Genomic DNA, 22081 nt, shown 5'->3' on the forward strand with positions numbered 1-22081 from the left:
CCGGATATAAAACGAGGCGAGTCTACCATAGTCAATAATAGTGTAATGTTTGGGTATACCCATATTGGGCGCAGTGAAAGGAGCTGAATATGGCGGTACATTTAAAACGAATCTATGAGGCTGCCGAGCCTGAAGATGGCTGCCGCATTCTGGTAGACCGGCTCTGGCCCAGAGGATTAAGCAAGAAAAACGCGGTCTTGAATGACTGGCTGAAAGAGGTGGCTCCGAGTGACGAGTTGCGCCAGGAGTTTCACCGGGGTGACATCAGCTGGGATGAGTTTCGGCGTGCTTATCTTGGCGAGCTGAAAGCCCACCGAGAAAGCCTGCGGCCGCTAGCTGACCGGGCCAGGTCGGCAACCATTACCCTGCTGTTTGCCGCCAGCGACGAGCGGCACAACAATGCGGTAGTGCTGAAGCAATATCTGGCGATGCTGGGCTCGGATTAGTCTGTTATTGCCTACTGAATACGCAGGCTGTTCAGCAACACGCACAGGCTGCTTAACGACATGGCCACTGCGGCCAGCACCGGCTGCACCCAGCCGGCCATGGCGGCGGGAATAATCAGCAGATTATAGGCCAGTGCCCAGCCGATGTTCTGACGCATTAACCGCCGTGCCCGCTGAGCCCAAGCAAGGGTGAAGGGCACTGCCGCGGCCCCTTTGGACAGGTAAATATCGGCGGCTCCGCCGGTAGCGGCGCTGGTGTTACCCACGGCAATACCCAGGTGGGCCGCAGCCAGGGCGGGGCCGTCGTTCAGGCCGTCTCCCACAAAAGCCACCTTGCAGTGACTGGCGCAGCTGGCAATAAAACGCAGCTTTTGCTCCGGGCTGCGCTCTGCCAGTATCTGACTTTCATTTAGCCCAAGCCGCGCTGCCACCTGATGACAGGCGGCGGCAGTATCGCCGCTGAGAATTTTTACCTGACGGCCCTGCTCCACCAGTTGCTTGAGCATGGTGCTTATGCCCGGGCGCAGAGCTTCGTGAAAAGCAATATAGCCGGCGTATCGGCCGTTACGGGCCAGGTGCAGCCCCATGCCAGTGGCTGGTTGTTGTGCCGGCACCTTTATGCCAAGGCTTTGCAGCCAGTGGGCTTTGCCGGCCAGTGCCTCGCCATTCGGGCTTTGCCAGCGCGAGCCCTGGCCGGCCAGGCTGAGATGCCGCCCGCCGGGAGCAGCAGTTGCCTCAGGCAGGGCGGCGCGCAACCCCAGGGCCACCGGATGGGCAGAGTGATAAAGAATATCGGCGGCCAGCTGCAGCAGGCTGGCGTTGGTTTCATCCTGAGCCGGCTCAAGATGGGCTATCTGAGGCGTGCTGGTGGTCAGGGTGCCGGTTTTATCAAATACTACCAGTTCAATGTCGGCGGCGGCTTCCAGCGCCGGCAAGTCCTGCAGCATAATGCCGTTTTTCAGCAGTTGCGCATGGCCCAGAGTAATGACCAGGGGCGTGGCCAGGCTGAGGGCGCAGGGGCAGGTTACCACCAGCACCGCCAGCCCATGGGCCAGCGCCTGCTGCAAGCTGCCCTGTTGCAGCAGCACTGTCATTGTGCCCAGCAGAGCGGCCAGCAATATGACCGGCAGCAGCCAGCGGGCAATGGTGTCGGTCAGCCGTTGCAGTGCCGACTTGCGGGTAAGCAGGGTACTGATGGTATGGGCCAGCCTGTCGGCCCGGCGCTGGCCGGCAGTGGCGGTGATTGCCAGAATAATCTCACCTTCCACCAGCCGGCTGCCGGCAAACAGTTCGCTGCCGGGTTCGATGGACTCAGGTTCGTGTTCACCTGTGATAATGGCTGCATCCAGCAGGCCAGTCCCTTGCACCACTATGCCGTCCAGGGCCAGCTGCTCGCCTGCCGTCAGGCATATTTTGTCACCGGGGCTCAGGGTATCGCAGGGCACCCGCTCGGCACTGTTTTCCGGCAGAACTGAATCAGGCATTTGCTGAAAATAGCGCCCCACCACCTCTGCAGCCCGGCGGCGCACATTGGTTTCAATCAGGCGGGCAAACAACTGAAAAGTGATCAGCATAACGGCCACATCAAAATAGACATGGGCGCTGCCGTGCTGCAGCTGCCATACCGAGATAGTTACGCTGGCCAGCACCGCCAGGGTGATCAGGCTGTCCAGCCCGGGCTGTCCGGCGCGCAGGGTTAACAAGCCGGAGCGGTAAAAATGCGCGCCGGAATACAGCAGTACCGGAATGGCAAACAGGCCGCTGGCCAGTGCCAGCGGCCAGCGCATATTGGCCTCAATGGCCCCCAGCGGATACAAATACACCAGCAGGGCCGGCATCATGCTCCACATGCCAAACACCACGGCCACCGCCAGCCGCCATTGCAGCCGTTTGCGCTGATGCGCGGCCTGCCGACGGCTGAGGTCGGGATCCGGTTGCTCATGCAGGGTATAGCCGAGGCGGGACACGACTTTTTTCAGCAAACTGAAGTCGGGCTTTTGCTCTCGCCAGCCAATAAGGGCAATGTCGGCGGCAAAGTTCACCGCCGCCTGAGTTACACCGGGCTGGCGCTGCAGCAGTTGCTCCAGCGCCAGCGCGCAGCCGCCACAGTGCATGCCCTCTATCATTACAATCTGCTCGGTGGCGGCGCTGGCCGCTGAATTATGGCTGGCCAAATTCGCCCGTCAGCTCCTGCATGCTCCAGGGCGCGCGCTCGCCATATTTGCCGGCATGATCGTTAACCTGCTGCTCGGTAATGGCATCGGCGCTGTTACCCCACTCGCCCCGAATATAAGTAAGAACAGCGGCAATTTCTGCATTGGACAGGTTGCCGCCAAACTTGGGCATCACGCCGGCATAGGTGGTGCCGGCCACTTCCAGCTCACCCTGCAGGCCGTCATGCACTATGGCCACGGGAATAGCACCGTCGGCCTGTACCCATTCACTGCCCGCCAGCGGCGGAAAGGCACCGGGAATGCCCTGGCCGGTGGCCTGATGACAGGCGCTGCAGTTGGCGGCATAAATGGCACCGCCATCCAGTCCGGCTCCGTCGGCAGCACTGCTGCTTTGCACCGCAGTGCGGCTGTCGCCGCCCAGCATGGGTTTGCCAATTTGCATGGCGTAATAGCCAATGCCCCAGACAACCAGTACCAGAATCCAGATAAAAACCAGCTTCGGGACCGGGCGGCTGCCTTCTTCCGGCTCGGCCGCTTCCCGGCGTTGTGCGCGGCGTTCCTTATTGGTCATGTTCCTGCTCCTTCTCTTGCTCCGGTTGCGGCAGGGTCGGTGCCGGATAGGTGTGATCCAGCGCCAGCAGATAAGCCACCAGTGCCTTGGCTTCCTCGGTGGCCACTATCTGCCCGGACTCAGGGCCGTAGGGGGCCGGAATATTGACAACTCTGTCATCGCTGCCTGCCTGGCTGACATGGCGAAACAGAAAACGGTAGGGCGGCATAATGCTGCCCTTCATTACCGCCTGAGGATCGTAAAGGTGAATAAGGTGCCAGTCTTCGCTGGGCTGGCGGGCAGCAATGTTGAACAGGTCCGGGCCGGTGCGCATGGTGCCCAGCAGGTGCGGCTGATCATAGAGATAGTCGCCGGGCACGGAAGGCCGGCCCCAGCCACGGTCTCGGTCGCCGGGCGCAAAGGATGGATCCCTGGGCTGCTGGCTGTGGCAATACACACAGCCATTGGCAATGTATACCTGGCGGCCCAGCAGCTCCTGCTCGGTATAGGGCCTGAGTTCATCGGGCACCTGCTCGGCATTCATCTGCAGATAGGGCATTACCACCAGCGTCAGGGTGGCCAGCATCAGTATCAGTGCCGCGCCCACCATTATGGCCAGAGCTCGTCTCATTGTGATGTCTCCCCGGTAGTGGCACGAAACAGGGTGGGATTATTGCTGGCCTTGCCCTTGCGCATCAGCATGGCAACAAAGTGCACCACAAACACCAGGTGACCCAGTGTCATCAGGGCACCGCCCAGGCTTCTGGCTTCGAGATAGGGCAAGGTCATTTTAACAATGTCCAGGAAAGGCGTTTCGGCATCGAGCAGTGCCACTCCCTGCAGCCAGCCCCCCACACTCAGGGATACCACGTAAATCAGAATGCCCACGGCCACCAGCCAGAAGTGCAGGCTGATCATGCGCCGCCAGGGCCATTCCCAGTCGGTGAGGCGCGGCATAATGAAATAAATGGCACCAAACAGAATAAAGCTCAGAAAGGCGTACATGCCGAGGTGGGCATGGCCCACCGTGTAGTGAGTGAAGTGGGTGATCACGTTGACGCTGCGCAGTGCTTCCATGGAACCCTGCAGCGACGACACCGTATACATAAGGGCACCAATCCACACAAAACGCAGGGTGGGCGAGTCTTTCAGCCGGCCAAAGTGGCCCCACATGGTGCCGTGGTGGTTAATGGCCACGGTGATCACCGGCACCGACATCATCACACTGTGCACAATGGACAAAGTTACCAGCCAGGTGGGAATGGGGCCGCCAATCAGGTGATGAATGCCCACCTGACTGTAGAACAGTGCCAGCGACCAGAAGCCAAGCAACGACAGCTGATAGGAGATAATGGGACGACCCAGAATTTTGGGAATCATGTAATAGGCGATACCAATGCCGATGGGCGTGACCCAGAGTCCCAGCACGTTATGGGCAAACCACCAGTTCACTGTGGCCCCTGATGCTCCCGGAAACAGCCCAGGCACATTGGCAATAAAAAACAGAAACGGAAACCACACCAGCGCCGCCATTAAATACCAGCTGGAGACATAAAGGTGATCCACGGTGCGGTTGGCGGCGGTTTTAAGCAGCGGAATGGCACAGAGGGCACCGCCTACCACAAACAACAAATCTACCTGCCAGGGAAACTCCAGCCACTCTTCACCGTCGGAGAGGCCGAGGTTAATGGCCACCAGCCCCAGCAGCATGCCAAGGTTCCAGATAAAGGCACCTGCCACGGCAAAGCGAGTGCCGGCCAGTGGTGTTTTAAACAGCCGGGGCATCAGAAACAGCGCCACGCCAATGCCGGCCATGGAAGCCCAGCCATAGGCTACCGCATTCAGGTGCATGGGGCGCACCCGGCCAAAAGTCAGCCACTGACTGTCTGCCAGAAACTCGGGAAAATGCATTTTAATGGAAGAGGTCAGGCCATAGAGTGAACCTATGACCAGCCACACCATGGCAGAAGCAATCCAGGCCAGTACCGCCGGGCGGGAGGAGTGGTCTGCTGCCAGCCGGTTTGTTAATGCCTCTTGCCGGGCATCGTCCTTGCCCTGAATGGGCATGGCAATATTCTGAGCCGGGTCTTCGCCGTGGCCTTCTTCTCCTTCCGAGAAAATGGTACGGGCGGCCTTGGCACCATGGCTGAACTGGTTGGTGGCAATGGACCATATCAACAACAACAGGCCCACAGTAGACAGCAAAAAGGTAATAATCAGCAGAAGCGCAATCGTTGGGGTCATAATAGCCTCAAATGTTCATGTAGAACGCATATTATGAAAAGAGTGACCTGAGTCTATACTGGTATTGCAAATGCATCAATATGCTGATTTTTTATTATGGATTGATACAGATCAAAAAAGCTGTGGTTAATGGTTTTAGAGTTTCATATAAAATTATTTTATCAATATGTTTGATTTATATTCTTTATTGGAATAGAAAGGCTGCAGCTATAAAAAACCCGGCCGCAGCCGGGTTTTTTTATTCAGCTAAAACAGCCGTTTAGCCGTTCAGTTTGGCCAGAGTCTGGTTCAGGGTAGCGCTGGGGCGCATTACCTTTTCCAGTTGTGCCGGATCAGCATGATAATAGCCTTGCACACCGGCAGACTTGCCTTGTACCGCGTTCAGCTCGTTCACAATGGTTTCTTCATTGTCGGCCAGAGTTTTGGCCAGCGGCGCAAAGTGAGCGGCCAGCTCGGCATCGTCGGTTTGTGCTGCCAGCTCCTTGGCCCAGTACATGGCCAGATAGAAATGGCTGCCGCGGTTGTCCAGCTCACCGGCACGGCGTGACGGCGATTTGCCATTGTCCAGCAGCTGTTCGGTGGCTTTATCGAGGCACTTGGCCAGCAGCTTGGCGCGGTCGTTGCCTTCCTTGATGCCCAGCTCTTCCAGCGACACGGCCAGGGCCAGGAACTCACCCAGAGAGTCCCAGCGCAGATGGTTTTCTTCCATCAGCTGCTGTACATGTTTGGGTGCAGAGCCGCCGGCACCGGTTTCATACATGCCGCCACCGGCCAGCATGGGCACGATGGACAGCATTTTGGCAGAAGTGCCCAGTTCCATAATGGGGAACAGATCGGTCAGGTAGTCACGCAGCACGTTACCGGTAACGGAAATCGTGTCCTTGCCACGTTTCATGCGCTCCATGGAGAAACGAATGGCTTCGTTATAACCCATGATGTGAATGGACAGGCCGTTCAGATCATGCTCCTGCAGATACGTTTCTACCTTTTTGCGCAGTTCATTATCGTGAGCACGCTCTTCATCCAGCCAGAAGACGGCAGGTGTGCCAGAGTTGCGGGCGCGGTTTACGGCCAGCTTGACCCAGTCGCGAATGGCGGCGTCCTTGGTCTGGCAGGCGCGCCAGATGTCACCCTTATGTACCTCATGCTGCATCAGCACGTCGCCAGCTTCGCTGACCACGCGCATGGTGCCGTCTTCTGTCATTTCAAAGGTTTTGTCGTGAGAGCCGTATTCTTCGGCTTTCATTGCCATCAGGCCCACGTTGGATACCGAGCCCATGGTGCGCGGATCAAAGGCACCGTTGGTTTTACAGAAGTTGATTACTTCCTGATAAATGCGGGCATAGGTAGACTCGGGCATAACGGCCTTGGTGTCTTTCAGCTTGCCGTCGCGGCCCCACATTTTCCCTGAGTTACGGATCATGGCGGGCATGGACGCATCCACAATCACGTCGCTGGGCACGTGCAGGTTAGTAATGCCTTTTACGGAGTCCACCATGGCCATTTCCGGACGATGCTCGTAGCAGTCGTGAATGGCTTCTTCAATTTCTTCCTGAGTGGACTGAGGCAGGGTTTTAATCTTTTCCAGTACGCTGTTCATGCCGTTGTTGGGGTTGACACCCAGCTCTTCAAACAGCTTGCCATATTTGTCGAACACTTCCTTGTAGAACACTTTCACGGCATGACCAAATACGATGGGGTGAGACACCTTCATCATGGTGGCTTTTACGTGCAGTGACCACATGACGCCAGTGTCTTTACACTCGCGCAGGGTGCGTTCAAAGAAGCGTTCCAGCGCCGCAGCATCCATAAACATGCTGTCCAGCACTTCATCTTTTTGCAGCGGCAGTTCTTTTTTCAGCTGGGGTTTGCCGTCTTTACCAATAAACTCGATGCGAACTGTCTGGGCTTTGTCGCTGGTAATGGACTGCTCGCTGGAGAAAAAATCACCGCCGTTCATGTAGTCGGCATGAGAGCGTGAGGCCTTGCACCATTCACCCATGGAATGAGGATATTTGCGGGCAAAGGCTTTTACTGCAGCCGGCGCGCGACGATCGGAGTTGCCCTGGCGCAGTACCGGGTTGACGGCACTGCCAAGGATTTTGGAGTAGGTATCGCGAATGGCTTTTTCTTCATCGGTTTTCGGGTCATCGGGCAGGTCGGGAACCTGGTAACCCTGAGACTGCAGCTCCTTGATGCAGGCACGCAGCTGCGGCACGGAGGCACTGATGTTGGGCAGCTTGATGATATTGGCATGAGGATCCTGAGTGAGCTTGCCCAGCTCGGCCAGGCCGTCGGCCACACGCTGCTCGTCGGTCAGGCGATCAGGAAAGGCAGCCAGAACGCGGCCGGCCAGAGAGATATCGCTGAGGGTAACATCAATGCCGGCGGCATCGGTAAAGGTGCGAATAATGGGCAGCAGAGAGTAGGTGGCCAGCGCAGGAGCTTCGTCGGTCAGGGTGTAGACGATGGTGGATTGTTTATTGGTCATTATTTCCCTATTTCCCAGGTTGGTGTTGGGGGAGCAGCGGCCGTGCCTGGTACCAGAGGGTATCGGATACTGGCGCTCGACATACGCTGCGCGGAATTTCCGACGCTCATTGTATGACAGTTGGCCCCCGGGACTTAAGTGTTCCACTTCAAATAAGAAAGAAATTGTCGGCTAAAGTCGCCTGCAGGCAGTGCCGATCAGGCGCTATAATATTAATGAAGGCTAAACCACTTTCCCTTGGGTCTGAGTGCTGCCAGAAGTTTTTTGTTCTGCATTTAGCATAAGAGATCGTCTTTTGGTTTGTTGTAGTAGTAAAGGACGTTTAATGCGAAAAAATCTTCCAGTCACAAATAATGAGCGCACCTTTGGTGCTGGCGAGCGTCTGGTGTCCACAACAGATACTCAGGGCAACATATTGCACTGCAATGACGCCTTTGTGGCGATAAGCGGCTATTCCCGGGATGAGCTGATAGGCCAGCCCCACAACATGATTCGCCATCCCGATATGCCGGTGCAGGCGTTCAAGGTGATGTGGGAGCACCTCAAGGCTGGTAAAACCTGGATGGGACTGGTAAAAAACCGCTGCAAGAACGGCGATTTTTACTGGGTAGACGCTTATATGTCTCCCATTAGCGAGAATGGTAAAACCGTGGGCTATGAATCGGTGCGCTCCTGTCCGTCGCGCGCCGATGTGGAGCGGGCCGAGCGGCTGTATGAGCAATTGCGCACCGGTAAAAAAGCGCTGTCTTTTGGTTTGCTCAAACATCCTCTGCTCTGGCTGGGGGCAAGCCAGCTGGTAGTGGCAGGTTTGCTGCTTACCTCAAGAACCGGGGCCGGCATTGCGCTGGAGCTGACAGCGCTGGCGGCCTTTGCCGGTTGGAGTCATTACCGCCATGTTCGCACTCTCAGGCAGCTTGATAACCTGTTGGGCAATGCCTTTCGTCATGAGCTGGCGGTCCGAACCCTCAGCCGTGAGCAGGGCATGCCGGGCCGGTTATATGTAGGGATCCGCAGTGAACGGGCACGGTTGCTGGCTGCCATTACCCGCATTGAAGATGCTGCTGCCAGAGTCAGCCGCCGTTCCGATGATGGTGCAGTACAGTTCCGGCAGACTCGTGAAGGCATGGCCGGACTGCGGGAGCAGACCGAGCTGGTGGCCACCGCCATGAATGAAATGAGCACCACCATTCATGACGTGACCACTCATGTGCAGGAAACCGCCAGCCAGGCCGACACTGCTAACCAGATGGCTGTGCAGGGGCTGAATGTGGCGGGCGTTACCCGGGAAGCCATTGCCGGCCTTAAAAATACCGTAGACGACATCAGCGGAGAAGTGCGGCAGCTGGCGGAGCAGACCGCTGCCATTGCGCAGGTAGCAGGCATGATTGAAACCCTGTCTGAACAGACCAATCTGCTGGCATTGAATGCCGCCATTGAAGCGGCCAGGGCCGGCGAACACGGCCGCGGTTTTGCGGTGGTAGCCGATGAGGTACGTCAGCTGGCAGCCCGCACCCGGGAGTCTACCGGCGAAATTCACCGCATAGTAGCGGAGCTGACCGAGCGGGCCGGCTCCTCGGTGAATGTGGCGGAGCAGGGTAAAGCCAGTGCCGAATCGGGGCTGGCGCGAGTGGTGGAAACCGAGCAAACTCTTGAAGGCATTGCCGGAGCTGTGTCTCGTATTGCCGATATGTCGCTGCAAATGGCCACCGCCGTGGAGCAGCAGGCACGGGTAGCCGAAGACATTAATCGCCAGGCGGTGACCATGGCGGAAGTGTCCGACTCGGGCCTGGAGCAGGCCGATGCGGCTGCCGGCAGCATGGATGCATTGCAAGCCGTGGCCACCGAACTGCACGATCTGGTGGTGCGGCTGAAGCGGTAACCGTATGTTGCCCGGCGCAAGCCGGGCTTACTTGCGTTTGATATAGCTGCGGCTCAGCCGGCGCAACACTGGCAGCTGCTGCTGAAAGTGATGGCAGACGCGGCACATCAGGGTGTGCATTCTGAGGCTGAGTTTTTCTCTGGCGGTGAGGGACCTGTCCTGGGCCTCAGACATTAAGTGCCTGATCTGAAGTTTTCGTGTATTTTCGATGTCAGGATTTCTGACACGGATGGAACCATGGCAAGGCGCTTTGTTGCCCCTCTCTCTGACTCTGAACAGCAGACGCTGTCTTCTGCCTATCACCATGGTGAGAAGCGCGCCCTACGTCGGCGTGCTCATGCCATCCTGCTGAGTGATCAAGGCCATACGATCAATCAAATCAGTGAGATACTGCAGGTTCGCCGTGATGCCGTATCACGATGGCTCAAACAGTGGGAAGCGTCAGGCCTCGATGGGCTGATCGACAAGCCGCGCAGTGGCCGCACGCCGGTCTTGGATGAGCATGACCACCAGCGATTGCAGGAACTGGTTGCCGAACAGCCCCATCAGATTCGATCCTTGCAGGCTCGCTTTCAAGAAGAGACCGGCAAGACGGTCAGCACGGTGACCCTTCGCCGGGCGTTGAAAAAAAATGACCTCAGCTTCAAGCGCATTCGGCACTCACTCAAGGCGCGGCGTGACGAAACGGATTTCCGCAATACTCAGGGCCTCCTCAAGGCGCTGTACCAGCGCGAAGACTTGGGTGAACATGAGTTCTATTACTTTGATGAATCAGGCTTTTCGCAATCATCGTCGGTGCCCTATGCGTGGAGCCCCATCGGGAAGCCCTGCGAGGTGACCGCTTACTCACATAGCCGCAGGCTGAACGTATTGGGGTTCCTCAGCCGGGCAGGGAAGCTGGTCTATCACACCGCCACCAAACCCGTGACCACCGAGACGGTCATCGAAGCGTTTGACCAGTTTGTGGCCCAGAAAGACCCCGATACCTTCCCGTGGTGGTGCTCGACAATGCCAGCATGCATCGCTCCAAGGCCTTCTGGCGAAAGATAATCGAGTGGATGTCGCATCGTGTGCACTTGGTCTACCTATCGGCTTGCTCGCCGGAGCTGAACCTGATTGAGATCCTGTGACGGCAGATGAAGTATGCATGGCTGCCGCTGAGTGCGTACCTCTCGTTTGAGCATCTCTGTGATGAGGTACACCGGCTGCTCGGTGGCTATGGAACTGATCACGCGATTAATTTTGAATAGGCACTTAATGCTGCTGAATACGGCTTAAGTAATGATGGCGGGGGCCGCCCGCCACCATAAAATTTTCCGCATGAATTTCCACAAAGCCCAGGGGCGGGTGAGTGGTGAGTATTTCCTCGGCGTGCTGCAGCTTGAGCCCCAGCCCCGCCGAGGCCGGCAGGGAGAAGGCACCGGTGCCGGCGTTGTTAAGCGCTGTGGTCATGGTGCCTCCCTGGGCTCAGGCCTTTACTTCTTCAAAGGCGTTCAGCTGGCCCTTGCCGGTGGGCGAGGTGGAAGAGTCGGTTTCCAGACAAGTGCCGGCAGGCACCAGTTTCCAGGCGTTGCCCTGGTGATCGGTTTTTGATGTGCCGGCGCAAGTGGTGCCGGGGCCGGCGGCACAGTCATTCTGGCCGGCCAGGGCCACGCCGAAGCATTTTTCCATGTCGCCTTTGGCACCGCTGTGATCGTCGGCAAGCGCCGTGCCGGAAGCAGCCAGAGCGGTGCTCAGGGCAAAGGCAAGGGTAGTGGCAGTGTTGACCTTATTCATACTCAGCATCCTTCTGTCAGTAAAGAAAAAACAGGTGTCTGTTCTCTTGTACTGTCGAAGGACAGGGCCGGATTCTTACAGTTTTTTTCCGTTTTTTGACGGTTGCGGAATTTCTTCAATTTCCACTATCTTGGAGCGGCTGACCACCACCTTCCAGCGCTGCAGCACCGGCGGGTTCTGGCCCTGCACTTCCCGGGTGACCAGATTGAACAGATAGCGCTTTTCCACCGGCTGGCGCGCCACCTGATTGTCTTTCAGCTGATACACATGGTGAGAGCCTTTTTCCATCAGCCGCGCCAGCATGCTTAAATCCAGCTGCAGTGTTTCCCGGGTTTGCTCATAGCCGGTCAGAAAGCGGGTGGGCAGCATGCGCGAATGACTGCCATAAAACATCACTACTTCTTCACGCTGGCTGATGCTGGCCCGGCGAGCAGCGCGCACCTCATCGGGCACCCGGGGCGGGCGCTTATAATCAAACCATTCCAGCTGGCGGCCCACGGGCTGACTGCTGTGGACATCAAAATACTGCCGCCGCCATTTGGGTCTGCCCTTGCGCAGCCAGCGCCAGAGGGTGTTGCGCAGGTCGTCCTTGAACAGCTCCCGCAGGGCATAGAGCAGGGCCAGAGCAAAAATCACCATCATGGAAATACCGCCCAGGGTTTCCCGTACTTCATAAGCGGCCAGCGAAACAGTGGTCATCACCACGGCGGTGACCACGGATTTAAGCAGTTTTTGCTCGCCGCCGCCCAGCTCCCGGGTTTTTTCCTTGAGGGTGACCGGGTATTCGATCAGCCGGCGCAACAGCCGCATCTTGTTGGAAATGCGGGATAATGAATCGCTGGCATGGGCGGTATTGTATTGGTGCTCTATGCGGTGCTGGCGCTCGAGCTGACACACATCCAGCAACATGGACTTCACGGTTTTATAGTCGCCGTTGCGGGGCAGGTGAGCCACCAGCCCCAGCAGCCGCTGCTCGGTAAACCAGGACACATAGTTGTCTATGTTGGTGTAATACTTGCGCAGGGTGTCGTCGGTGGGCACGCGGCGGCGCAGCCGGCTGAGAATGTCCTGGGCCAGAGCCACCACTTCTTCCACCTTTTCCAGCTCTACTGTTTCCATGTGGTTGCGAAGATCGTGACAGGACTGCTCCAGCCCCACCACATACTGATAACCATAAAGGCTGAGACTGAGCCGGTATTGTTCGGGCGTGAGCTTGCCCCGCTCCGCCAGCCGGCTGTGCACCAGCGGCAGGTGCGGCCTGTCACTGAAATAGGTGCGGCTGGTATGAATGGCGTTGTGATAAAAGCTTTCTTCGGGCACCACAGTGCTGTTCAGTCCCAGCTCGCCGGGCACAAACAGGTAAAGCTCAAAGCGGTGCTCGGTGGCTTCCCGCAAAATGCGCGACAGCTTGAGCAGATGACCGTCTTTACGTTCGGCAAAAATCACAAGGTGCAGGCTCCGGTGTCAGTCCTGCAGCAGGCGGCTTGAACGCCTCAGCAGACCATAGAGCAAGGTTTCTGTGGTGTCGAAATGATCGCTGGCATCATTAACAAAGCTGGCCATGGCAGTGAGATAAATGCCGGTCAGCGCCACCTCGCCGGCACTGCGGCGCAGACCACCCGCCTGCCAGCCAGTGGCTTCCAGCAGCCACTGCACGGTGCGGCTGACCCGGGTAATGCCATGGGCCTGCAGGTGCAGATGGCCGGGTTCCAGCTTGTAGCCGAGCATGTCTTTAACCAGACTGCGATAGGGCGAAAGAGACTCAAACCAGACCATTAGGGTGCTGAACAGCCGCTCATGCAGAGGCTGCTGCCAGTCTTGCTGCACACTCAGCATGGCCTGATCGGCCCGGTCGAACAGTGCTTCTGCCAGATCATCGCGAGAGCGGTAATATTGGCTCAGCTCAGCCAGGGTCATGTTCCCGGCATCGGCCAGCTGGCGTAAACCAAAGCCGTGCCAGCCGCGCTCCAGTGCCAGATCCAGGGCAGTGTCGAGAAGGGCATCCCGTTCGGGATATAAGTGCGTCATCACTGTCTCCTGAGAAGGTAGAAAAAAGAACTCAAAGACTATAACAAGAAAACGGGCCGCAATGGGCCCGTTAATTAGAGAGGAAAAGCGAGTATTTTATTGCTGCTGATCAGTCAGGGTTTTGCCCTGCTCAGTCCAGAAGGCCTTGGCACCGTCGTGCAGCTGCGTCACTATGCCCATGGTGCCCGAATCGATGCTCATTGAAGCAGCGGCCTGAGATACAGAGCGCATAAAGGTCAGCCCTTCCTCGGAATAAATTTGTTTCAGGCTGGCAGCGACCTGATCCGCAGACAGATGACGGCCGGCCACCCAGAGGGCGGAGTCCTGCACTGTCACCACGTCATAATCCACCCCCGGATAAGTACCGGCGGGAATGGTCACTTCGGCGTAGTAGGGGTGATCCTGAAACAGGGTGCCGGCGCTGGCGGCTTCATGCACCTGCAGCAGGCGAATGTCGTTGCTGGAGGCGGCCTGGATCACAGAAGCATTGGGGAAGCCGGCAAAGACCCAGAGGGCGTCGATCTGGCGGTCCCCAAGTGCGGAAGCACCCTGGTTATAGCCGATGTATTGCGGGGTGATCTTGTCCCACAGGCCTACGCTTTCAAAAAAGCGCTGGGCCGAGGCGGCAGCACCGGAGCCGGCCGGACCCACAGCCACGCTTTTGCCTTCAAGCTGGGATACTTCAGTAATGTCGGCACCGTCGAGCACAATCAGGTGGGCGGGTGCACCGTAAAGGTAGGACACCGCCTTGGCGTTGCGGTATTTGCGGGTGTCGTTGGTCAGCTTGCCGTTCAGGCCCAGAAACATGTCGCCGGAATAGACAATGCCAAAGTCGGCATCACGGGAGTTAACCCGGCGCAGGTTTTCCACCGAGCCGGCAGAGGCCATGTTGGACACCTCCACCCCGTCCAGGGTGCGGGACAGCCGGGTGGAAATGCCGTTGGAAAAATACTGAAAAGTACCGCCGTCGGGGCCGCCGGAAAAAGCCAGACGCTCGGTCTGAGCCTGGGTAGTGGCAGCGCCCAGGCTGGCGACAGTAGCCACTGCCAGGGTGGTTAACACGCGAAAGGAGTGGGTATGCTTGGTCATGATGATGTCCTCATTGTCGTTACGTTTATGGTCTTCCGGTGAATCATTGTCAGCTGCGCTCGGGTACGGTCAGCACTGGCAACGCAGACTGGCGCAGCACCCGCTCGGCGGTGGAGCCGATAAGCCATTTTTCCATTCCGCGCCGGCTGCGGGTGCCGAGCACAATCAGGCTGGCACCTGTTTCAGTGGCACTGGCCAGAATTTCGTCGGCACTGTGCCCCAGACGCAGCTCGGTGGTCAGCTGATTCTCCAGCCCCTGAAAATAACGCCTCTGAAAGCTGTGCAAATCGGCCATGGCCTGGGTTTTAACTTCCTTTACAAACGCCTCCATCACACTGGCGGGAATGCCTCGGCGGTGACGGTCGTCCAGCTCGGTGATCACGTGCAGCAGGTGCAGCCTTGCGCCGTGGACTTCGGCCAGCTCCCGGGCCAGGGCCGCCGCCTCGGCGGCCCCGTCGGAGAAGTCAGTGGCATACAGAATATGAGTAATAACAGACATGCATGCTCCTTAATGAACGTTGGAATGGTTAATGGCGGGAGTGACGTTGCCTTCGCGCTGTAGCCACCACACCAGGGCCACCAGCGCCAGGCCGGCGATATCGGACACCAGTGTAGGCCAGTACAGCAGCAGAGTGCCGGCACCCAGCAGCAGCCATTCGTGCAGTTTGGTCTGGCGACGCAGATAGCCCATGGCAAAGGCACCAAAGGCCAGAGTCCCAAGCGTGGCGGAGACAAAGGCAGTGATGATCTCCAGGGTAGTGCCGTCAAGCAGCATGGCCGGTACATAGGCAAACAGCAGTGGCATCACGTACAGCATTTTGGCGAACTTGAAGGAGGTCCAGCCGGTTTTCCACGGATCCGAGCCGGCAATGGCGGCACCGGCATAGGCGGCCACGCACACCGGCGGCGTGATGTTGGAATCCTGGGACAGCCAGTACACTATCATGTGGGCGGCAATGGCCGAGACGCCGAACTCGCCCAGGGCCGGCACTGCCAGCACGGCCACAATCAGGTAGGCGGCGGTCACCGGCACGCCCATGCCCAGCACCAGTGAGGCGATGGCCACCAGCACCAGCGCCAGCAGCAGGCTGTCGCCGGCCATGGAGATGATCAGATCCGAGAACTTGAGGCCCATGCCGGTGAGGGAAATGGTGCCCACAATCACGCCGATAACCCCAATGGTGGCGCCTACGATCAGGGTGTTGCGCGCGCCTACCTGAATGGCTTCCCAGATTTGCTTCGGCCCCATGCGGGTTTCCTTGTTGACCCAGCTTACTGCAATGCACGACAACGTGGCCCAGAATGCCGAGTTGCCGGCGGAGCGGCCGGCCAGCAATAGCACGGTAATTATCACCAGCGGCAGGGCATAGTACCAGCCGCTCTTGAACACGGTTTTCCAGTGGGGGATTTCCTCGCCCTGCACGCCCACCAGGCCGTGTTTCTTGGCCTCGAAGTGCACCATGCAGTACACCGCCAGGAAGTACAGAATGGCCGGCCCGATGGACAAGATCATGATGGTGGAATAGGGGGTGCCGGTGAGCTCGGCCATCAGAAAGCCGCCCGCGCCCATAATGGGGGGCAGGAACATGCCGCCGATGGAGGCGGCGGGCTCAATGGCGCCGGCCACGTGGGGCTTGAAGCCGGCTCGTTTCATCATGGGAATGGTAAAGGCACCGGACGAGACGGTGTTGGCAATGGCGGAGCCGGACACAGAGCCGAACAGGGCAGAAGAGATCACCGCCACCTTGGCAGGACCGCCGGTGGAGCGGCCTGCCATGGCCAGGGGCAGGTCGATAAAGAACTTGCCGGCACCGGACTTCTGCAAGAAGGCGCCAAAAAAGATAAACAGAATCACATAGGTCGCCAGTACGTTGGCCATGACCCCGAACACGCCGTTGGTGGTCAGGAACAGGGCAGTGGCCAGGCGCTCAAAGCGAAAACCGCGGTGGGCAAACAGCTCCGGCAGGTAGGGGCCGAACAGGGCAAAAGCGATCATGCCCACACCAATCAGGGTGATGGACCAGCCCAGCACCCGGCGGCAGATCTCCAGCGACAGCAGAAGACCCACCACGCTCACCAGCATGTCTACCTCGTTTTCGGCTCCGGCCCGGTAGTTGAGCGCTTCAAACTGGCTGATCCAGTACAGCACTGTGCCGGCTACCATCAACGCCAGCACTACATCGCTGGCGGTGGGGCTGTTGCTGTTGCGCCGGCTCAGCCACTGATCCAATGGCAGCATCAGGGCGGCAAAGGGCAGGGTAAGCAGCAGCACATAGTGCAGTTTGTCGGCATCCTGCTCCAGCGCTACGCTCAGGCCGTCGTATTCCCAGGTCTCCTTGAACAGCGTGAATTGCTGGTAAAGCGTGGTGGGGGAGTCATAAATGACAAAGCAGCCGGCCAGCAAGGCCAGCAGGGCAGCGCTTATAATGGAAAGGCCGGCATGGGCTCCGCGGCTGCCGGCAGGATAGAGCAGAAATACCAGCACAAAAGTGATCAGCACATAAATGCCAAGATGGTATTGGGTGCTGAGGGCGGCGACGCCGGCACCGTAAAAGTAAAGAACGACCATGGCCGCGGCCAGCGCCGCCACCAGCCAGGCCCAGGGCCCGGTGAGCTTGCGCTCGGACTTGGCATCCTTTTCCATCAGCTCCTGAAGCTTTTTCTGCTCTTGTGGGCTGAGCTCGTCGAGTTGTTGCTGTGACATTCCTTAACCTCGTTTTTTCACCAGCCGCCAATAAGCTGCTGTTTTGATTAACAGCTTATTAGCAAAATCGGGGCCAACTCAGGCTAAGGTATTGTTAAGTCAGGCCAGCACTGGTTTTGCGATAATGGAAGCAGAGCCGCTGGTATGAATATGAATGTTAAATGGGTGGTAATCCGCCCATATTCATCAGCGCATGGGCGGATTTTCACACATATTGTCTTGTCTGAATGTTTTAACGGGCAGTGAAGACGCAGGCAAGACCGGCGTTGCCTGAGGTTGCAGTGCCGCTACGTGGGGTGACCTGACAAAAAAAGCGCCCCTGGGCGCTTTGATCATGGGTGGAAATCCCCCCATCAATGGATTAACGGCTCTGGTGGCTGACCGAAGTGGCACGCAGCAGGTTGTCGTGCACCGGGCAGCGGGCACAGACCAGATCCAGAAAAGCCTGTTTTTCGGCGTCATCAAGATCGGCGTCGATGTCGGCACTGATGTTGATGTGCTTGAAGCCCACCGGATCGTCACTGGGCTTGCCCGCCAGCCCCGCCGGGTTCAGCTCGCCATTAACTTCAACATTGATGCTGCGCAGCTCAACACCCTGCTCCCGGGCAGCCATTTTGGCAATGGTGGAAACACAGCCCGCCAGCGCAAACAGAAAGGTATCCAGCGGATTGGGACCGGTGTCGCCGGCAGAGGGCTGATCGATGATCATTTGATGTGAGCCCACCTGAGCCCGCACCTGCCAGGTATTTCCCATTTCGGTTTTTACTGTGTAAGTTTTCGTTGCCATAACTATCTCTAATTTAGTTTTTTCTTATATTAAATCGTGCGGCGTTAAAAGCAAGAGTGAGCATGTATGCAATGCGAAGCGATAGCGCGATTGCCGACGTGTGTGCACGGCATGGCAAACGACAAGCGTTCAGCCCTTGTAGTCGTTCTTGTCCAGGCCGTGTTTTTTCATTTTGTCGTACAGGGTTTTACGGGGCAGTTGCAGGCTTTCCTGAGTGTGCTTGATGGAGCCGCCGTGGCGGGCCAGCTCGGATTGAATCAGGGTTTTCTCAAACTGATCCACCCGGGCGGCCAGCCCCTGCCCGCTGGCAGGCGTCTCGGTCTGGCTGTGTTCACTCAGGTCAAAGGAGCAGGCCTCGCCCAGCAGCACATAGCGCTCCGCCAGATTGCGCAGCTCCCGCACATTGCCCGGCCAGGAATGGCTCAGCAGCTGCTGCAGCTGCGGGGCTGATAACGGCGGTATTTCCCGTTCAAACTGAGCGGATGCCAGCAGCGCAAAATGCTGAAACAACAGCGGAATATCGTCGGGGCGGGCGCGCAGCGGCGGAATGTCGATGCGCACCACATTCAGCCGGTAATAGAGATCTTCACGAAAATCACCGGCATCGGCCAGGGCGCGCAAATTAGCCTTGGTGGCGGCAATAATACGAATATCCAGCGGGATCAGCCGGTTCGAACCCAGCCGTTCAATGGCACGCTCTTCCAGTACCCGCAGCAGTTTGATTTGCAGGCTCATGGGCATGCTTTCTATTTCATCCAGAAACAGAGTACCGCCATGGGCATGTTCCAGCTTGCCGATGCGCCTCTCTTTAGCATCGGTAAAGGCCCCTTTTTCATGACCAAACAGTTCAGACTCAATCAGGTTTTCCGGCATGCCGCCGCAGTTGATGGCAACAAAGTTTTTGTTCCGGCGCGGGCTGTGTTCGTGAATGTAGCGGGCCAGCAGATCCTTGCCCGAGCCGGTTTCCCCCATCAGCAGAATATCCGCCGGGCTGGACGCCACGCTTTGTACCAGCCGGCGCAGGTCCTGCACTGCCGGTGAGCTGCCCAGAATACGCGGGCCGGGAGCGCTCTGAGCCTGCAGCTCCTGGCGCAGGCGGCGGTTATCCAGAGTAAGGGCACGCTTTTCCAGAGCCCTGTGCACCACATCAAGCAGCAGATCTGATGAAAATGGCTTTTCAATAAAGTCGTAAGCGCCGTTACGAATGGCACTGACCGCCATGGAAATATCGCCAAAGCCGGTAATAAGAATGACCGGAATATTTGAATCAATGGTTTTTATTCTGGCCAGCAGTTCCAGTCCGGTGGTGCCCGGCATGTTGATATCGGTAATCACGATGCCGGCAAAATCTTCATTGAGCAGCGGCAGCGCCTTGTCGGCCCTGTCCAGGGTACAGACCCGGTAGTCTTCCAGCTCCAGGGTCTGGCTGGCGGAGCGCAAAATGGCAGCATCGTCATCAATCAGCAAAATATGGGGCGAAGTCATGCGGGCTCCTTATGCATGCGGTTCAGTACCAGGGTAAAGACGGCACCCCCGTCAGGATGGTTGGCAGCGATCAGTTCACCGTTCAGACTTTCTACTATGCGGTGAGAGATGGACAGCCCCAGCCCGAGACCGGTGGATTTGGTAGTAAAGAAAGGCTCAAAAATATGGGCCAGCGCCTGTTCGCTCAGGCCGGGACCATGATCGCGCAGGGCAAGAGTAACCTGAGCAGTACTGGCCTGAACATGAATATCAATACGTGGTAACGACGTTTCGGTCATGGCCTGCAGTGCATTGCCAATCAAATTAACCAGCACCTGCTCCAGCCGGCCCTGATCCCCCGCTACTGCAAGATTGTCCTGTTCATCAGGCCAGTACAGCCTTGCCTTGTGCTTTTCCAGCTCGGCTCCCATCAAGACCATTACGCCCCGGCGCAGCTGGGCCAGGGTAGTATGGGTGTTGCCGGCATGATGCTGGCGGGCAAACTCACGCAGCGGCTGCAAAATGGCGGCCATACGATTTGCCAGGCCGCCAATTTCTTCCAGATTGCCGGCTACCGCCTCGGTGCGGCCTCGCTTCAGCAGCTTGCGGCCATTATCGGCAAACTGGCGAATGGCGGTGAGTGGCTGGTTCAGCTCATGATTAATGCCGGCAGATAATTGCCCCAGCACCGCCATTTTGGCAGCCTGGATCAGCTGACTCTGGGTTTGCCGGTGTTGCTCTACTTCCTGCTTCAGCCGCCGGTTGCTGTCGGTGAGCTGATGAGTGCGCTGCTCTACCCTGCGCTCCAGGGCTTCATGAGCTTGTTGCAGCTCCCGCTGATGGCGCACCTTCATGCGATGCCGGGCCCGCAAAAATAACAGCAGCGCCGCCAGTGTCCAGAAAGTACCAAGTCCGGCAACCAGAGTGCGGGCTATGCGCTCTCTAAGTGGCTTGAGATTGGCCAGAATGGCAACCCGCATGCCCACATCCGGCAGCAGTTCGCTCACCAGCAGATAATGGCCGCTGGCTTCCTCGCTTTTCATGGTCAGCAGCTGATTGCCTCTTGGTGTGGTGTCTCTTTGCTGCAGGGGCAGCGGCTGCAGCTGTACTCTTTCATAACGGCGGCTGCCTTCAATACGGCTGAGCAGCTGCGGATCCGGCGTGAGCAGGCCGGGTTTGGGCAACAGACGAAAGCGCCACTGGTGGCGGGTGGAGATAAAAATAACGCCGTCTTCGTCCATGACCAGAATGTCCTGCAGCGGGTCGTTCCAGCTGCCTTCTATGTCTTCCAGATCTACCTTGACCACGGTCACGCCAATAATCTGTCCCTGCTGGCGCACCGGCGCGGAAAAGAAATATCCTCGCACCCGGGAAGTATTGCCAAGGGCAAAATAGCGGCCCAGCCCTCCCTCCATGGCCTGCTGAAAATAGGGGCGAAAGCTGTAGTCGTTCCCCACAAAGGGCGCGGCCTGATCCCAGTTGCTGGCGGCCAGAGTCATGCCGTTGCTGTTGATAAGATAACTGTCGGTGGCACCCATGGTGGCATTAACCCGGGCCAGATAGCGGTTAGCCTCATCGGTTTTTTGCGGGTTATCGGGATCGTTCAGCAGCGCCTTGAGCTGATGCTGATCGGCCAGCAGCCGGGGCAAGTCCTGATGGCGTGCCAGCTGATGACGCAGGTTGGTAATGTAGCGGCCCAGGCTTACTTGCGCATGCTGGCGAATATCTGCCAGCCCCTGCTCCCGGGTGTGCCAGAACAACGCTGTGCTAACCAGCAGGGTGCCAAACAACAGCAGCAGAAAAAGGGCAAAGGAGTTCCGTCTCATGATGGGCGTATTATGCGCGTTACGGCGGTAAATTGGCGTGATGGCTCCCGCACTCTTGAGTGCACAGGCACTTTGCAGCGACAATGACGTTTTTACGGAGTTTTTCATTATGGCTTTTCGCATTCGTTATCACTATCGCAAACAACAAAAAGAAATTGGCTATGCCAATGACAAGCACCACAGCATCTACGATGCCATTGCCACCGCTGAAGGGCTGGATCTGGCAGAGTTTCGCTGCATGGAAGATCAGCTGGCCAATATCAGCCGCAACAACAGAAAGACCATGAAGGAGTTCCGGGAAGAATATTTTCGTAAGCTGGGTGTGACTCAGGTCACGATCTTTAAAGACGAATAAGTTTGCGTCTGCCCTTGGAATCGATTTATTTATTATTCTTATTTTTTGTTATTTTTTAGTGTTTATAACTGCTTGATTTCCATATTTCCAAGTGGTTGATTTGTTTGTAATGAGCTCACCTTGTATATACCGCTGCCACTTAATTGAGTGCCATTTGAATTTATAGCTAGCATGTTGATTCTGAGCGGTTTTTCCTTTCTATTGTAGCCTTTAGGAGTGCCGGATCTGATGATCCGCACTACGGATAATAACAGGGAAAATTCGTTAC

General features: G+C 57.4%; 19 protein-coding genes and 1 pseudogene. 4 read left to right on the plus strand and 16 right to left on the minus strand.

Going from position 1 to position 22081, the window contains the following annotated elements:
- The first annotated feature begins 89 nt into the window (after nt 1–89).
- The gene (locus N2M06_RS02075; protein WP_317074187.1) at nt 90–446 is read left to right on the plus strand and encodes a DUF488 family protein; all 357 of its coding nucleotides are present in this window, start codon (nt 90–92) and stop codon (nt 444–446) included.
- 11 nt (nt 447–457) lie between these two features.
- On the opposite strand, the gene N2M06_RS02080 is transcribed toward N2M06_RS02075, so the two are convergent.
- The 5 genes from N2M06_RS02080 to N2M06_RS02100 all read right to left on the minus strand — a co-directional run bounded on the left by N2M06_RS02080 (nt 458) and on the right by N2M06_RS02100 (nt 7905).
- Nucleotides 458–2620, minus strand: a complete 2163-nt coding sequence (locus tag N2M06_RS02080; protein WP_346351443.1) for a cation-translocating P-type ATPase — start codon at nt 2618–2620, stop codon at nt 458–460.
- On the minus strand, nt 2607–3191 hold the full coding sequence (locus N2M06_RS02085) for a cytochrome c (RefSeq protein WP_317074185.1): 585 nt from the start codon (nt 3189–3191) through the stop codon (nt 2607–2609). The genes N2M06_RS02080 and N2M06_RS02085 overlap by 14 nt, the downstream gene beginning before the upstream one ends.
- Nucleotides 3181–3801, minus strand: a complete 621-nt coding sequence (locus tag N2M06_RS02090) for a cbb3-type cytochrome c oxidase subunit II (protein WP_317074184.1) — start codon at nt 3799–3801, stop codon at nt 3181–3183. Before N2M06_RS02090 ends, N2M06_RS02085 begins: the two co-directional genes overlap by 11 nt.
- Entirely contained in the window at nt 3798–5414 is a 1617-nt protein-coding gene (locus tag N2M06_RS02095; RefSeq protein ID WP_346351444.1) for a cbb3-type cytochrome c oxidase subunit I, read from the minus strand. Before N2M06_RS02095 ends, N2M06_RS02090 begins: the two co-directional genes overlap by 4 nt.
- Before the next feature lie 259 nt (nt 5415–5673).
- Complete coding sequence (locus N2M06_RS02100; RefSeq protein WP_346351445.1) at nt 5674–7905, minus strand: NADP-dependent isocitrate dehydrogenase; 2232 nt, start codon at nt 7903–7905, stop codon at nt 5674–5676.
- 325 nt (nt 7906–8230) lie between these two features.
- Here N2M06_RS02100 and N2M06_RS02105 point away from each other — a divergent pair, with 325 nt between their 5' ends.
- A complete protein-coding gene (locus tag N2M06_RS02105; protein WP_346351446.1) occupies nt 8231–9784 on the plus strand; it encodes a PAS domain-containing methyl-accepting chemotaxis protein in 1554 nt (517 codons plus the stop codon).
- A gap of 27 nt (nt 9785–9811) precedes the next feature.
- On the opposite strand, the gene N2M06_RS02110 is transcribed toward N2M06_RS02105, so the two are convergent.
- Nucleotides 9812–9958 carry a zf-HC2 domain-containing protein gene (locus tag N2M06_RS02110; RefSeq protein WP_317074180.1) on the minus strand — a complete coding sequence of 49 codons (147 nt, stop codon included), beginning with the start codon at nt 9956–9958 and terminating at the stop codon, nt 9812–9814.
- Nucleotides 9959–10021: 63 nt separating this feature from the next.
- Here N2M06_RS02110 and N2M06_RS02115 point away from each other — a divergent pair.
- Nucleotides 10022–11034: pseudogene (locus tag N2M06_RS02115) on the plus strand (IS630 family transposase).
- A gap of 4 nt (nt 11035–11038) precedes the next feature.
- Here the strand turns inward: N2M06_RS02115 and N2M06_RS02120 are convergent.
- From N2M06_RS02120 to N2M06_RS02165, 10 genes are all read right to left on the minus strand, one after another.
- Complete coding sequence (locus N2M06_RS02120) at nt 11039–11236, minus strand: DUF692 family multinuclear iron-containing protein (RefSeq protein ID WP_317074179.1); 198 nt, start codon at nt 11234–11236, stop codon at nt 11039–11041.
- Between the two features lie 15 nt (nt 11237–11251).
- Nucleotides 11252–11560 (minus strand): DUF2282 domain-containing protein, encoded by a 309-nt coding sequence (locus N2M06_RS02125; RefSeq protein ID WP_346351447.1) that lies wholly within the window; start codon nt 11558–11560, stop codon nt 11252–11254.
- A gap of 75 nt (nt 11561–11635) precedes the next feature.
- Entirely contained in the window at nt 11636–13006 is a 1371-nt protein-coding gene (locus N2M06_RS02130; protein ID WP_346351448.1) for a hypothetical protein, read from the minus strand.
- 18 nt (nt 13007–13024) lie between these two features.
- The gene (locus N2M06_RS02135) at nt 13025–13588 is read right to left on the minus strand and encodes a TetR family transcriptional regulator (protein WP_346351449.1); all 564 of its coding nucleotides are present in this window, start codon (nt 13586–13588) and stop codon (nt 13025–13027) included.
- A gap of 96 nt (nt 13589–13684) precedes the next feature.
- Nucleotides 13685–14677, minus strand: a complete 993-nt coding sequence (locus N2M06_RS02140; protein WP_346351450.1) for a TAXI family TRAP transporter solute-binding subunit — start codon at nt 14675–14677, stop codon at nt 13685–13687.
- Between the two features lie 49 nt (nt 14678–14726).
- Nucleotides 14727–15176, minus strand: a complete 450-nt coding sequence (locus N2M06_RS02145; protein ID WP_346351451.1) for a universal stress protein — start codon at nt 15174–15176, stop codon at nt 14727–14729.
- A 9-nt stretch (nt 15177–15185) separates the two neighbouring features.
- A complete protein-coding gene (locus N2M06_RS02150; protein WP_317074173.1) occupies nt 15186–17381 on the minus strand; it encodes a TRAP transporter permease in 2196 nt (731 codons plus the stop codon).
- Between the two features lie 361 nt (nt 17382–17742).
- Entirely contained in the window at nt 17743–18168 is a 426-nt protein-coding gene (locus tag N2M06_RS02155) for an OsmC family protein (RefSeq protein WP_346351452.1), read from the minus strand.
- Nucleotides 18169–18297: 129 nt separating this feature from the next.
- Nucleotides 18298–19653 carry a sigma-54 dependent transcriptional regulator gene (locus N2M06_RS02160; RefSeq protein WP_346351453.1) on the minus strand — a complete coding sequence of 452 codons (1356 nt, stop codon included), beginning with the start codon at nt 19651–19653 and terminating at the stop codon, nt 18298–18300.
- Complete coding sequence (locus N2M06_RS02165; RefSeq protein WP_346351454.1) at nt 19650–21458, minus strand: ATP-binding protein; 1809 nt, start codon at nt 21456–21458, stop codon at nt 19650–19652. Before N2M06_RS02165 ends, N2M06_RS02160 begins: the two co-directional genes overlap by 4 nt.
- Before the next feature lie 109 nt (nt 21459–21567).
- On the opposite strand from N2M06_RS02165, the gene N2M06_RS02170 reads away from it, so the two are divergent.
- Complete coding sequence (locus tag N2M06_RS02170) at nt 21568–21813, plus strand: DUF2960 family protein (protein WP_346351455.1); 246 nt, start codon at nt 21568–21570, stop codon at nt 21811–21813.
- Nucleotides 21814–22081 lie beyond the last annotated feature (268 nt).

The sequence above is a fragment of the Oceanimonas sp. AH20CE76 genome (assembly GCF_039654065.1).
Taxonomy (GTDB): Bacteria; Pseudomonadota; Gammaproteobacteria; order Enterobacterales; family Aeromonadaceae; genus Oceanimonas; species Oceanimonas smirnovii.

Coding starts and splice junctions, on each gene's coding strand:
- N2M06_RS02075 (WP_317074187.1), top strand. CDS start 90: ATGGCGGTACATTTAAAACGAATCTATGAGGCTGCCGAGCCTGAAGAT.
- N2M06_RS02085 (WP_317074185.1), bottom strand. CDS start 3,191: ATGACCAATAAGGAACGCCGCGCACAACGCCGGGAAGCGGCCGAGCCG.
- N2M06_RS02090 (WP_317074184.1), bottom strand. CDS start 3,801: ATGAGACGAGCTCTGGCCATAATGGTGGGCGCGGCACTGATACTGATG.
- N2M06_RS02095 (WP_346351444.1), bottom strand. CDS start 5,414: ATGACCCCAACGATTGCGCTTCTGCTGATTATTACCTTTTTGCTGTCT.
- N2M06_RS02100 (WP_346351445.1), bottom strand. CDS start 7,905: ATGACCAATAAACAATCCACCATCGTCTACACCCTGACCGACGAAGCT.
- N2M06_RS02105 (WP_346351446.1), top strand. CDS start 8,231: ATGCGAAAAAATCTTCCAGTCACAAATAATGAGCGCACCTTTGGTGCT.
- N2M06_RS02110 (WP_317074180.1), bottom strand. CDS start 9,958: ATGTCTGAGGCCCAGGACAGGTCCCTCACCGCCAGAGAAAAACTCAGC.
- N2M06_RS02120 (WP_317074179.1), bottom strand. CDS start 11,236: ATGACCACAGCGCTTAACAACGCCGGCACCGGTGCCTTCTCCCTGCCG.
- N2M06_RS02125 (WP_346351447.1), bottom strand. CDS start 11,560: ATGAATAAGGTCAACACTGCCACTACCCTTGCCTTTGCCCTGAGCACC.
- N2M06_RS02135 (WP_346351449.1), bottom strand. CDS start 13,588: ATGACGCACTTATATCCCGAACGGGATGCCCTTCTCGACACTGCCCTG.
- N2M06_RS02140 (WP_346351450.1), bottom strand. CDS start 14,677: ATGACCAAGCATACCCACTCCTTTCGCGTGTTAACCACCCTGGCAGTG.
- N2M06_RS02145 (WP_346351451.1), bottom strand. CDS start 15,176: ATGTCTGTTATTACTCATATTCTGTATGCCACTGACTTCTCCGACGGG.
- N2M06_RS02150 (WP_317074173.1), bottom strand. CDS start 17,381: ATGTCACAGCAACAACTCGACGAGCTCAGCCCACAAGAGCAGAAAAAG.
- N2M06_RS02155 (WP_346351452.1), bottom strand. CDS start 18,168: ATGGCAACGAAAACTTACACAGTAAAAACCGAAATGGGAAATACCTGG.
- N2M06_RS02160 (WP_346351453.1), bottom strand. CDS start 19,653: ATGACTTCGCCCCATATTTTGCTGATTGATGACGATGCTGCCATTTTG.
- N2M06_RS02165 (WP_346351454.1), bottom strand. CDS start 21,458: ATGAGACGGAACTCCTTTGCCCTTTTTCTGCTGCTGTTGTTTGGCACC.
- N2M06_RS02170 (WP_346351455.1), top strand. CDS start 21,568: ATGGCTTTTCGCATTCGTTATCACTATCGCAAACAACAAAAAGAAATT.